Here is a 13,400-nt window from a genome sequence, read left to right on the forward strand (position 1 = left end):
AATTCCGAAGTAGCTCCGGTGGAGCTCTACGTGATCTCACGAATGGTTCCCATCTTACGTGCCGTCAACTGGATGCGAGAAGGACAGTAGAGCGCCACGCAACGTTTCAACGTCTTCATCACACTTAAATGCGATTAATCATCCTGTACCTCAGCCTTGATTCCCTCTCTGATTTCTCGGGCAATATCGACCAACGACCCCTTACCAGGAACATGCCAGTATCGCGTCCCTTGTACCTGCTGGTCATTCCCCATAGCTTCGCGACGTATCCAACGCACCAGCGGCGAAGGAGCATACGCCTTATCGTCAGCACCCCAAATAAGCGGCCTGTTCTTGTTGTTTTGCCATTTAGCCTTGGCCCGCCGAGGATCTTCTTCAATCCATCGAGGCAACTGCCTGCGCTCTGGAGCAGTAACCGGACGAAATTCCAAGATCGTTCCGTCCGGAATTAGGTTCGCGTCGACGATTGCCCATACCGCACGGGCCGATTGGTTTCCTGAAGTACCCGGCTCCCGATCTATCCTGTATTCGGAATCACTGGGTGGCATTTCTCCGCTGAGAACATGCTCACACAGTCCTCTGGCCACCAATTCAGCGCGTTCAGCTGTGCGCACAGTCGTACTTAGCTGACTATTACGGCCGTATGCGCCATCGACGATGACCACCATCCACCCCAGCGCCCTCCTTACGCGCTCCCGCACCTCGGCTAGCCGAACCTCCCAAGCCGCAGCAACGTCCGGTTCTTCAGAGTCGATGTCATGGGTGTCCATCGTCTGGAAGAGCACATGCGTAAGTAGCAGGTCACCATGAGCAGCAGCGCCAGCGATACGGCCCACCAGATTCTCCTGCTCTTCAGCAAGAGCTTGGCGCACCAACCGCAGCAGCCGGACACACCGCCATACCCTGTGAGCGGTTGGTTTACTTCCAAAGAGTGATTTATAGTAGCGCTCTTCCCACAACGCAGAAACATCACGCTTTGCCCTGGCCACGAATTCGGTGGATGCGTGGGCGGCCGCTAGCGCCAAGGCAGCCTCCGTCATTGTGCAACCTTCTACAGGCAATGGCTCGGACTCTCCGCGCTTGATCACATAATTGAGCCCCAGTGACAGCGCGAAATCGTGACGCAGTTCGAATTGCTCAGGCCTGCGGGAGCGGAAGTCCCGCTCCTCCGTCGGGTTCTGTGTATTTGCTGCGATGGTGATCCGGTCACCGAATCCCTCAGGAGACTCCTCCAACGAAATGATCCGCACCAACACTAGACCATCGGCTGCTTTTCCTGGTTTCTGCTGCACAGCCCGATGCACAGCGCTCACGGTCTGCGCACCATTAATCACGCTTGCACCTTCCAGGCGAAATCCAGCTGTCCCACCAACAGCCGGAGCCCCCTTACCGTGTTTTCGTATCCGATCACAGATCAGGGTAATGCCATTACTTAGATACCAAAAATATTGCGGCTCCCTGATCAGTGCGAGCCGAATCTTTTCATTGACGTCGCTGACATCAAGAGCGTCCCGAATATTACGAGCCGTGAGATGGCGGCCGTACTGCCCGTACCAGCGTGCGATCTCTCCGGTCGAAACGGTCCCATAGTAGGCAAGGATAGGTTCTTTAACCCTACCCATGCCATGGACTTGAACGTCAAGGTCAACTTTACGTTCGGCGTGTTCGCCAAGAATCTCTCGATGCAAATCTCGCAAATTAATGATTTTATAATCCACTAGATCATCGTCAAGGTTATGCTTATCGATCTCTTCTTCCAAAAGCCTCCTAGTGTTAGGGTGTAGGTCGGTTGCGGTTACTAGAGCTAGAACCAGAGTAACCTTGGGGGAAGGGCTGTTAAGCGCTGCATCCAACTCTGCTGCGTGCTGGTCAATTTTACGCCCGAATCGATGAAACTCCAGTTCCAGCAGATAACCGAGGCCTCGAATGACCGCTGAAACATCCGCTTCACTGAATCCCGCCTCCCCCTTATCACTCCACTTTGCTTGCACTAGAGTGACATGCTGCCGCTCTCCTCGTTGCTCAACTGCTACCGCATCGATCCCCCGGTCTGTCTCGCAGTCGATCACCGCCCGAGCAGCAGTCTCATCCGAACAGGCCGTTTCCAGCTTAACTGCCAATGCAGCTACCGCTCGGCTCAGGAAATTATGCTCTTCACCTGGTCGTCCTTCCCAGTCTGACATGTCGATAAGCGTCCGGAATCGCTCATTAAGCTGTCGCCTAAGATTTCGTACTTGAACCGGGTATGGCACTTACTCACCCCATCCGATAAATGATCTCATCTTCCCTATCAGCCCTAACGGGGAAATTTGTTTTTCTGCCACGATCTACAATCATCACGACTAAGACCAAAGCTCTGGAAAATAATGACTAATCGACCGCTGTCTTGGTTCCTCCGCCGTGACGTGTCACCCGGGGGCGTAGTCGTACTTTGATCGCGCTTCGGGTGAATGCGGCGTCTGTCGCCTTGCTGGACCAGACGTATGCCTCCCCCGGGGTCAGGTTCGCCATTTTGGTGGAGGTGAGTTCGGCCAGTGAGGCGTTCGCCTTCTGGAGGTGTTTGAGCCAGGCGGGTGAAGTGAACTTGTGCAGGATCACATGGTTGGAGAGTGCGATCAGCGAGGCCGGGACGGAGAGCGGATCCTGGCTGGCGACCAGAACGCTCATTCCCTTGTGCCTCATCTCACGGACGCTCTCCACGAGGCCCGCCACCAGGTCGGGGCTCTCGATGTATTTGTGAGCCTCGTCGAACACAACAAGCTTGTTGAATCGCCTGCCTTCGCCCTGGGCCTCGGCGAACAATTGCATGAGAACCACGAAAAGGCCAAGCGCCTCGTCCTTCTCGATGAACTCGTCTCGCAGGTCAACAATGATCATCCGCCCCGGCTGGACGAGCTGCTTCACTCGCGCGCTGTCATCGATGTACTCGGCGGCCAGATCGAGGCGTTCCTGGGCAAGCTGCTTGAGGTTGTCCGAGAGCGAGGACTGCTCGACACCGTCGCGGATGACCTCCAGGCGCAGGTTTCTCCGGTTCGCCTTCATGATCCTCTGGAGCTGCCGGATGTACGTGGACTGATTGCCGATAGCCCCCATCAGGAAACGCCAGTGCTCGGCGCGTAGTTCGCTGGAGCCGAACTTCAGCGGGAGAACCTGGATGTTCGGATAGTCGGTACGCCGCTGCTCCAACTGGTCCTCGGGGACCAGTATCACCACGTCACTCAGCGCCGCGGGTTCGACGCCATAGCGATGACGCAACACGTCGAGCTGAGCGGCGTCGTCGTTCGGCTCGACCATGCTGGTGAACTCCGGCGCGTAGTCCAGCGTCGGGCTGTAGTGGAAGACGATCGTGGCCAGTGGATTCGGCAGCTCGTTGACGGGAGGTGCCGGCAGTGAGGCGGCCTCGACGATCGTGCCAAGTGTGTAGCTCTTACCTCCGCCCTGCACTCCGAACAGGCTGATCGTGTGTGTCTCGTTAAGGTCGAGCGCGATGCGTCGTCCCGCGACCTCACCGAGAACCCCGTACTGCGGTGACGGCGTAGCAGACCCCAGGTAGACATCGGGGGGCGGGCCCGAATCCGCAGGAGAGTGTCTCGCCGGTACGGTCTTCGTAACCGGCTCTCTCCTCGCGGAAATCTCCTCGGGAATCTCGGCGTGAGGATCGGGGAGCTGCTCTACCTGAGGTGCCGACTCCCGCTCCTCATGCACGTCGTCGGCGTCCTCAGCGAAAGCCTCTTCGGGCACCTCGTACGGGCGCGCCGGGGCACGGAAGCCGGCGTCCGCGAGCCGGGGAAGTGTGAGGTCGAGCCGCCCCAGCGATTCCGAGGTGAGACTCGCGGCAGTCCGGCCGGCGGCCAGGGCCGCGTCGGTGGGAATGGCCTCGATGAGCTCCTCGGCGAGATCCCGTCCGATCCGGTGGAACTCGATGCCTCCCTCGGACTCGCTCGACGTGCCCTCACCCGCGAGGTCGAAGACCAGCCCGGTACGGGTGAACTCCAGCCGGTAACCACTGTCGAGGTGCGCCAGCAGCCACCGGGCCTCGTCGGCGGCGTCCGCTCGCATGGTCTGGTAGCGGACGGCTCGGCCGAGATAGAAGCCCAGCAAAGCGGCCAGGTCGGCATTCCGCACCACTCGATCCGGACGGTCCGGCCGGGTGCGGTGCGGGTCGAAGTGCTCGGCCAGGACCTTCGCGCTCTGGTCCAGTTGGCCGGTCATCCGATTCTTGAGTTCTTCATAGACGGACAGATTGCTCAGCGAGCTGTAGCACTTGACCTCGACCAGCCGGCAGGTGATCGTGCGCCGCCGGGCGTCCAGGCTGAACAGGGCCAGATCGGTGCGCTGCAGTCCGACGGCCTCCCCCACCTCGTCCGCGCGTTTACGGGCCTCCCGATAGAGCTCCAGATGCGCGTCCAACGGGACGAGGATCTGGTCCGCGAGAACGCCTTGGTAGTCAAGGTAGAGGCGGGCCAGTGCCAGACCGAGAACCTCGGTGCGCTGGGTGGAGACAGCGGAGGCGAGCTTGAACGCCAGACGTCCGGACAGCAGACGCAACTGGTCGAAGAAGGTGACGGTGTGCCGGGAGTCGATCTGGAAGTTGTGCTGCGCGATCATCGGGGAAAGCAGAGATCGCAGCTCGTCGACCGACCGGGAACTGATCACCATGTGATGGCCTAGGCCCTCGGCACCGTCGGCATCGAAATCGATGATGTAGTCGGGACGCCGCTCACTTCCGGGGTTGTCGAAATACTCCACCCCCAACGTCCTGTCAGCGGTGATCACCCAGTCGCTGGACCGGTGGGCCTGATGGAGCAGGGTGCCGTCCTTCACATCGAGGCTGAGGGTGATCCTCGGCGCGAGACGCGTTCCCACCTGCCCGGTGGTCACGGCCGAGGCGGCGGCGGAGATGGTCGAGGGCAGCGAGGAGAGCAGATCGGAGAGTTCTTCGGCCCCTTCGATCGGATGAGCCCGGCCGTGACGGGGTTGTTTATGCCAGGCGACGAGGTCCTCGTCCTCAACGTAGCTGACCTTCATGTCCTGCTGGAGTCCGTGAACCTGGGCAAGTCCGTGATCTTCGAGCGGAGCGGCGTCGAACCGCTCACCGCTGAACGCGTCGAGGAGCAGGGTGATGTGCGCGGAATGCTCGCCGCTCGCGGAACGGAACTCCGCCACGGGACGTACGGCTACCGCCAGCTTGGGCGTGATCCCGGAGGCCGTGCGGGTGTGGAACGGTTCCGCCTCCGCGACCGAACTCCACTCCCCCCGGAGCAGTTGGGCCAGGGCGTCTCCGTTGCCGGGAGCCTCGGGATCCGTGGCGAAGAGCCGCACGTCGTAGGTGATCTCCTTCAGGCCCCTCCGGCGCTGAAGTTCGACGAGCATGTCCGCGATCGGCTCGGCCCGGCCCGCGTTGACCGCGCTGATCACCAGCGTGGTGACGTAAGGGTGCAGGCGCAGGTAGCGCTCGACCCGGTCCGCGAGCCGCTTCCCGGAGATCGTCCTGTCACTCGTCCAGCGTTCGGGCAGGCGGAGCGCGGTGACGAGCGCGGCGAGCACTCCCTGCGGATCCGCGATGTCGGTGGGGAGACAGACGCCCCAGTAGGGGTTGAGATCACTACCGGCGACGGCGAGCCGGCCGTCGGATCGGGGGACGACCAGCGGAAAGCCGAGCGGGGTCATCCCGGTCAGTGATCGTCCCGCGGCGGCGATCACCGCGGCTCCGTTCTCGGCCGCGTCGGCGAGCCACCGGTGGCCCAGTTCGGCCCAGGTGACGAGCCAGAGCAGGCGGAGCGGATGAGTCGGCGCGACCAGGGTCAGCTCGCTCTCGGCTCCGCGCGGATCGGTGTGGTCCACGGTGATGCAGTCGACTTGCAGCATCGCCGTGAGCTCGCGCAGCAGGCCCGCGACCTGATTCTCGTCGGCCCGTTCGGCTCGGTGAAGTTGCCGGTTCAGCAGGTCACCGTAGGCTTCGGCGTAGGTCTGCGCGAGAGCGCGGACGGCGACCAGGTCACAGCCCTCGACGACCATCGCGTCCGTGCCGCGGATCGCCTCGAAGACCGCACGGCGCGCCTGGATGAACGCCTCGAACGTGTCACCACCGTCGGTGGACCACACGGGTTCCTCCCGGGTGACCACTCCTGGCTGATCGGTGTGGACGGGAAGGCGCAGCCGCCCGACGTGATCGGGATCGGCGAGGATCCGCCGTTCCAGTTCGGAGAGCGCAGGCGCCAGCGGGATCTCGATCTGAGCGTGGGCTCCGAACGCGGCGGAGATGACATGGTGTCCGGGACCGTGCGCGCTCTTCCAGGTGACCGTACGGCACGCCACGTCCCGCCAGTCCCGGCCCTCTTCCAGCGCCTTGAACTCCAGTCGCCGGAGGGCGTGGGTGACGCCGATCTCCTTCGTGACGCGCTGCTGGGGCGGGGCCTCATCAAGCTCGTCGTCGGTGACGACCAGGAACCGGTCGCTTTCGTTGAGGTCGTACACACCGTCGGGGGAAGGCCCCATCGCCAGGGGAATGCCCTCGTCGTCTTGGGCGAGGATCCGGATGTAGTGCCAGCCCTGTTCCAGGTCCGCGCCGCGTAGTTTCTTGAGGATCGCCTTGTAGCCGCTCTTCGCGGTCCTGCTGACCCGGACGGAGGTGGCCACCCCGGTCGGGCCGGCCTCCTCCGATACCAGTTGAACGGTGAACCTGGTCAGACCGGCGATCCTGCGGGGGTCGGGGGTGACCTCGAACGTGACGGGAAGCTGCGTCAGTCCCTGTCTGCCGGCGGGGACGAACAGTTGCCCGGTGAAATTGGCCAGCACGGGGTGGTCCGCGTGCTCGGGCCTATCCCCCGCACGGTGAAGATCAAGTTCTCCGACTCTGATGTGAAGCGTCTCGGCGGGGCGTTCCTCCCGCAACGGCCAGTGCTGGAAGGCGAGCTTCCAGTTGGTACGGTCGATCACGATCCGGCGCGTCCAGGTTCTCGGGTTCTCCAGACCTGTCTGGACCACGAACGTGGCCAGGCGCGCACGGAAGTGGGGGTCGGTCAGGTTCAGTTCGATGACGCGCTGCCGCTCCGGCCGCTCCGCCCGGGACAGGATCCGCATCTGCTGGAGGTTTCGGACCGCGCGGGTGCGGATCAGCGCGAGGTCGGTGAAGAGCTCGAAGTCGGGAACCAGTCCCAGTTCGAAGACGGCGGCCCCGGCCGCGGCCGGGTCGAACTCGTTGAGCTGGACTGTGAGCAGGTAACGGGCTCGGGCCAGTGAGTCACTGTAGGGCCAGTGCTCCTCGGCCAGCACGTCGAAGAGATCGTCCACCGCGCGGCGCAGGTTCTCGGGAAGCTCGGCGAGCAACCGCTCGGCCAGGCTGGAGTAGACGTCCCCCAGCACGAGTTCCTCGAAGGTGGCCACGTCGAAGGAGTCCTCGGCGCTGGCCCGGGTTCCGGGGGGAACGAAGACCAGCAGGGGCGGTCGCTGCCGGTCGCGGACCGGGTTTCGCAACTCGATCAGTTTGGTGCTGCTGATCGCCACATCCGAGGCGACAGTGGGCGGACCGCCGAGGACATGAACCTGCGCGTCGTTGCTCACGGCGGTTCGTACTCTGCGGCAGAGCCGCGCGGCGAGTGCCTCGTCGATGTCGGTGACGCGGGCGCAGTGCCCCGGCTCCCGTGCCTCCAGCAGAGCGGACAACCTGGGGGTGAGCACCCGTTCCAGCGCCTCGTCGAGGTCCTGGTCGAGTAGTTCGCGTAGTCCTGCGCTCATCGGAGTCCTGTCAGGCCGGTACGACGTAGCGGGGTGTGATGGTCTGGGTGAGGTAGGCGTCCGACATATCGGAGTAGAAGCCGATCTCACGGAGACGTGCGGTGAAAGCCCTTACGTTCTCGCGGAGGGCGGCCTGATCCGTGATGCCCGCCCGGCCGAAGCCGTCACCCGGGGGAAGGCGATCGATGTAGAGCCCGTAGCGCTTTCGCAGAATCGTCAGAAACTGGTCCACCCGGAGCGGAGCGGTGTGAAATCCCTGGGATCCGCCGGGGTGGAGCAGTGCGATCTGCAGGAGCACCTCCAGCAGCCGGCTGTCCAGCACGAAACGTCTCTCCCCCCGGCGCGGCTGAGCGATCATCGCCCCGGGACGGTTCTTCAGCAGCAGTGAGTCAAGGCACTCGGTGACGTACTGGCGGTGGAACCGGACCCGGAAGGCCGCGATGACGTCGATGTACGTGCTGAAGGGGTCGAGTCCCAGTTCCAGGATCTGGGTGATCGTGGTGTCGAGCTCCTCCTCCGCGGCTTTGGAACTCTCCAGCACCCGGTTCAGCCTGGCCCCGGCGAACTGGGAGCGTTCCGCGGCGTAGGCGGAACCGAGCAGCACCACCAGGTCCTCGATCTTGAAAATCCCACCCGGGGGTTTGCCGAGTTTGTTGAGCCTCACCAGGTTCTGTGCGAAGTCCTCCAGCTTCTTCACGCAGAAGGTGGCGCGTACGAATTCGGGGATGCGCCCGTACCACACCGATGTGCCGCGCTCGGCGAGCCGGGCGACCGGTGTGCCGGGGATCCCGCCGACGTCGAGAAAAAAACCGCCGCTCGGACCCGGCTGCTCTCCCCTCACCCACGCGGGAAGCAGCTTCATGATCTGCAGGTGGTAGAGGGCCAGATGGAAGGCGAAGAGGATCTTCAGGTAGTCGACCAGTACGGACCGGGGAATCAGGTGCTGATGGAAGAGGAGCCGGACGATGTCGTCCGCCAGCAGGTCGGACGCGCCGGGATACAGCGGCGGATGGGAAACGCGGTCCTTCCCCCCGGCCGGTCTGTCGGTGATGTTTTTTCTGACCGCCTCGGACAGGTTGATGAGCGCCTGGGTCTCCACATCGATCTCCACCCCAAGCTTGGGCGTCTCGGTGTTCGCGTCCACCCCGGCGAAGAAGAAGGTCTTCAGATACTGCAGGGTCTTGATCCCCCTGCCGTCCGAAGCGTGCTGGATCATCGCGTAGAGCTGCTCGTCCACCCCGGACGGCCGGGAACGCCGGGAGTTGCGGAACCGGTAGGTGAATCCGTGCAGGGGCCGCAGGCCGGCGACCATCTGGTTGGGCTTACCCCGGTTGACGAGGTCCAGCAGATGGGTCTCCATCCACCTGCGGGTGATGTCCCGCTCGAACCCCTTGAACAGCTCGCGGTGTTCGTGCACGGTGTCGACGAAGTCCTCAACGGTGAGGTCCGCGGACCTCGCCAGCACGCTCGGGGCCCCTCCCCACCACAGCCGGGGGAGGAACGCGGTCAGCACCCGGTCCATCTCCACCTGCTTGTAGTCGACATGGGTCACGCCCGGATGACGGAACTCCCGGTCCCCCCGGTGCAGGGTCATGGCTTACTCCCCTCGGTGACGGGCAGCATGAGGAGCCTGCCGCCGGGATCGCGCCGGATCCGGTACAGATCCCGGCCGCCGGTGGTGAGCAGCACCTCCTGGTACGGTGCCGCGGACAGCTCGTTCTTGAAGATCGTCAAGCCGAGGTAGAGTCCCTGCCGCTCGGCCACTCCGGGCAGGTAGCCGTCTCGCAGCCGGGACAGCAACTCGTAGAGGTCGAGCCGGATGCGCAGCCGCGCCCGCCGCTCACCGCCCCCGTGGTAGCTCAGCAGCAGTCCGTCCGGCTGCTCCTCAAGGTAGGGCGACGGCTCGGGCACCGTGGTCGTCAGCGACAGCTCGGCCGCCGGGAAGAGCCGGTAGCTGCGGATACTTCCTCCGGTGACCTGCCTGAGCTGCAGCGCCAGCACGTCCCCGAGCCGGTCGGGGTCGGGAAGCCCCTCCCCCCGGTTGATCGCCCGGATGATCTCCGGCAGGTGGTCGGCGACACCCGCCGGATGACTGAGCAGCTCCAGGAACCGCCCGGCGGACCGGTAGGGCAGCAGCAGCCGTGCGCGCCTGTCCTCGACGCACTCGAAGTAGAAGCGCCGCCGGGCGGCGGCGACGTAGCGCAGATGCGCCGCCACCTGCGCGGCCGACGGCGCGGCGCTTCGGGGAAGTCGGCTGAAGAGCTCGCCCAGCAGCCCCACGTCGTACTTCTCACGCCGGTCGACGGTCATGACGGCCTGTCCCGCGTCGGGGCCGACGTAGTTGATCTGACGGTCCAGCGCGGGATCGGGCACCGTGGCGACATCCACCTGGCGCAGGAAGGCGAGCAGCCTGTCCTTGGTCTCCGGAGCACCGGCCCAGCTGTTGAAGTAGAAGCTGTCCAGGATCGTCTCGGCGTCACCGTCTCGGTAGAGCTCGCGGATCTGCTCGCAGCTCCGGCCCGAGGTGAGGGTGAACGCCAGGCCCGACCGGAGGTCGCGCAGGGTCGTGTGCAGGTGACCGCGGAGATGCGCCAGCGTGTAGAGGTCCCGTAGCCGTCCGGTCACCTTGGGACCGGCGCTGGAGTGGGCGAAGGTCCGCGCATTGTGCGGGGCGTAGCAGACCTTCACCAGCTCACACGAGTCGCAGGCCTCCCAGAGGCGCTCGTGGGTCATCCGGCCGAGCACCCGGTTGAAGATCGACTCATCGTCTCCGGCGACGACGCTCCGCCGGTTGAGGTTGACCACGGCCACACCGCCGGTCTCCTGCTCACCGTCGAGGCCCGCGCGGACCGTCGCGGCCAGGTGGGGAAATCTCTCCTCGTGCGTGGCGAGGAAGTCGATCAGACGCCCCTCGTTGATCGCGATGAGGCGGGTCTCCCCCGCGTCGGCGGCGGGGCCGTCTCCGGTGAAGGGCGCGAAGAAGTCGAGCAGCACGTCGTCGTTGGCCCGGTCACCCTCGTCCTGGCTACCGTCGTGGTTGATCCGCAGCCATCGGCCACCGGGCAGCCTGACGTCGGCACCGTTCTCCCTCGGCTCACCCGGCTCGGCCCCGCGTTTACGCACGTAGCCGACCAGGTGCTCCAGGAACGCGGTCTTGCCGTCCCCGGCGTTTCCGGTGATCACCACGAGGGTGTAACGGCCGGCGCGGATGTCCGGGATCAGCCGGTCGTCGAGCGCCGTCGGCACATACAGGTCGAACGGGTCGGCCCCTCGGGTACCCGCGTTACTACTGCTGCTCTGGCTGTAGAGGGTCTGCAGGTGGGCGACGAACGGGTTGGCCTCTCCCGCCGGAGGCCGGGGAAGCGATTCGGGCTCCGGCGGGAGCCTTGGCCGGTGGACGTCCTCGCCGATCGCCGTCAACGCGGCGAGCAGATCGGCGGCACTCGCGTAACGGTCACCGCGGAGCGGGGCGATCGCCCTGGTCAGGGTCAAAACCAGGGCGTCGGAAAGGTCACCGAGATCGGGGAATGAGGAGGGGGCGACCGGCTGCTCGCCGAACGCACGCTGTGGGGCGGCGAACGGCCACTCCCCGGTGACCAGTTGGTACAGGGTCAGCCCGAGGCCGTACACGTCGCGATCGGCGAGGTCGGCCACGGTGGGTGGGCCGGAACCGCTGTCCGGCGGCGCGTATCTCCCGGTGCCCCCCGCCTTCGACAGGCTGGAGTCGGCGGTGACCGAGACGTTGAAGTCGATGATCTTGCAGCCGCTGTCGGTCCGCAGCAGGTTCCTCGGCTTGATGTCGCAGTGGTAGATCCCGTTGCCGTGCAGGTAGACGAGCCCCTTGGCGACGTCGATACCCAGCTTGACGGCGTCCGCCGGGCCGAGTGGCCTTCCCTTGATCAGCTCATGGACGTCCTGCCCGTCGACGTACTCGAAGACGAGGTACGGGATGTCGGTGCCGCCCAGGTAGTCGGCGTGCTCCACCTTGACCACGTTGGGGTGCGACAGCCCGCGCAGCACGTGGTACTCCTGCTTGAGCCGCTCGGTCAGCGACTCGCGGTCCTTGAGCACGAGCTTGACGACCCGGTCGGTGGAGGCCAGGTTGTCGTAGACCTGGTAGACCACGCCGAAGGTCCCCGACCCCAGCTTGCGGCGCACCGTGTGCGCCCGGGTGAGCTGGTATCCCTCGGGAAGGTTCTTGTGGTCCGGCCCCTTCCGCCCGGCCGTCCCCTCTCCGCCCTCGGAGCCCTGACCGCCCTGACCGCTCTCGCCGTCGCCTTTCGTCGCACGCCGGAGCAGGTCGAGAGCCTCGGCCGCGGACGGGCGGGCCGAGGGCGCCCGCGCGCACATCCGCCGCAGCAGCCCGGCCACCTCCTTCGGCACCCCGGAGGAGGTCAGCACCGATGAGGGCAAAACGCTGCCCTTCTCGAACTGATCCGCGGTGGTGGCGAACGGCAACTCTCCGGTGAGCAGCTGAAAGGCGATCACTCCGGCGGCGTAGACGTCCGAGGCGCGGCTCATCGCCTGGGCCCGCGACTGGCACTCGGGCGCCACATAGGCCGGGTCGAGCGCCTCGGCGAGCCGCTGGACGACCGTGTGGGGCCGAGGATCCTCCGGCCGGGCGTAGTCGAACCCGGTCAGCAGGGCGCGTCCGCCCTCGGTCACCAGCACCGCGGCCGGGGACAGCGCCCGGTGGATCACCCTGAACCGGTGGGCGTGCGCCAGCCCGCGCAGCATGTCACGGATCACCAGGAGCTTGGCGTCGGCGCCGAGCGGCTGCCTGGGGTCGTTCAGCCGCAGGTGCAGCGCCTGGCCGTGCACGTCATCCATGACCAGCACGAACTGGCTCTCGTCCTCACCGGCGAAGAAGTCGCGCCGGCCGACGATGTGCGGGCTTGGCGGCATCTTGGCCAGCACCTCGTAGGCGTTGGCGATCGCGATCCGCTCGGCGTTCCGCACCTCCTCCGGCTGGAACGGGTCGGCGCGGTAGACCCGCAGCAGCACGGTCTCCGAGGAGGTCACGGTGGCGTTGGCCGCGCGGTACTCGGTCACCTCGTCGGTGCCGCCGAGCCGTTCCCGCACCACCCAGTTGCCGAACCGCTGCGGCCCGGTCGGCCTGCGCACCGTCCCCTCAAGCGCCTCGACGACATCTTCGCGGTACGGCGACATGTCCCGGGTGAGGCCGGAACGGACCCGGGAGACGTCGGCCAGCGTACGGACGAGCAGGGCGAGTGTCGTGACGTCGTCGGCGTCGGCGTCCGGTCCGTCGTCGGGGTCGATCAGGCGGGCGTCTTCGGCGGTGAGGAGCACGAGCGCGTCGACGTAGATCCGGTCGAGCGCGGGCCGGGACCGCTCCAGCGTTCCCTTGAGCGCACGGGCGTGCCCGCGCAGTTTGGCCACCGGCGAGCCGTACGGCGCCCGCCGGGACGGATACCACTTTCGGCCCGCCACCTCGATCCGGCCCCGGGTGCCCTTGACGTCGATCAGGCAGACCGAGTGTCCGGTCACCACGACGAGATCGACCTCGTATCTGCCGCCGTGCACCGGGATCTCGATGTTGTGCAGCACGAGCCAGTCATCGGGAGCATGGTCGCGCAGGTGCGCGATCGCCATGCGCTCCGCGTCGTTGACCGGGGGGCCGCCACCGACGATGTGAGCCATGA

4 protein-coding genes are annotated in these 13,400 nt (G+C 65.2%); all 4 read right to left on the minus strand.

All coding sequences use genetic code 11. The features are described from left to right. Positions 1-134: 134 nt before the first annotated feature. Complete coding sequence (locus tag IG98_RS48325; RefSeq protein ID WP_084195088.1) at positions 135-2,183, minus strand: AIPR family protein; 2,049 nt, start codon at positions 2,181-2,183, stop codon at positions 135-137. Positions 2,184-2,370: 187 nt separating this feature from the next. Continuing rightward, positions 2,371-7,737 (minus strand): methylation-associated defense system ATP-binding protein MAD8, encoded by a 5,367-nt coding sequence (gene mads8, locus IG98_RS0102865; protein WP_030904944.1) that lies wholly within the window; start codon positions 7,735-7,737, stop codon positions 2,371-2,373. Positions 7,738-7,747: 10 nt separating this feature from the next. Continuing rightward, entirely contained in the window at positions 7,748-9,331 is a 1,584-nt protein-coding gene (gene mads7, locus IG98_RS0102870) for a methylation-associated defense system protein MAD7 (protein WP_030904946.1), read from the minus strand. After that, positions 9,328-13,398 carry a methylation-associated defense system protein kinase MAD6 gene (mads6, locus tag IG98_RS0102875; protein WP_030904949.1) on the minus strand — a complete coding sequence of 1,357 codons (4,071 nt, stop codon included), beginning with the start codon at positions 13,396-13,398 and terminating at the stop codon, positions 9,328-9,330. Before mads6 ends, mads7 begins: the two co-directional genes overlap by 4 nt. Positions 13,399-13,400: the final 2 nt, after the last annotated feature.

It is taken from the genome of Streptosporangium amethystogenes (assembly GCF_000721075.1).
Lineage (GTDB): Bacteria > Actinomycetota > Actinomycetes > Streptosporangiales > Streptosporangiaceae > Streptosporangium > Streptosporangium amethystogenes.

Bases quoted from the DNA above. Each gene is read 5' to 3' on its own strand.
- IG98_RS48325 (WP_084195088.1), bottom strand. From the start codon at position 2,183: ATGTCAGACTGGGAAGGACGACCAGGTGAAGAGCATAATTTCCTGAGC.
- mads8 (WP_030904944.1), bottom strand. From the start codon at position 7,737: ATGAGCGCAGGACTACGCGAACTACTCGACCAGGACCTCGACGAGGCG.
- mads7 (WP_030904946.1), bottom strand. From the start codon at position 9,331: ATGACCCTGCACCGGGGGGACCGGGAGTTCCGTCATCCGGGCGTGACC.
- mads6 (WP_030904949.1), bottom strand. From the start codon at position 13,398: ATGGCTCACATCGTCGGTGGCGGCCCCCCGGTCAACGACGCGGAGCGC.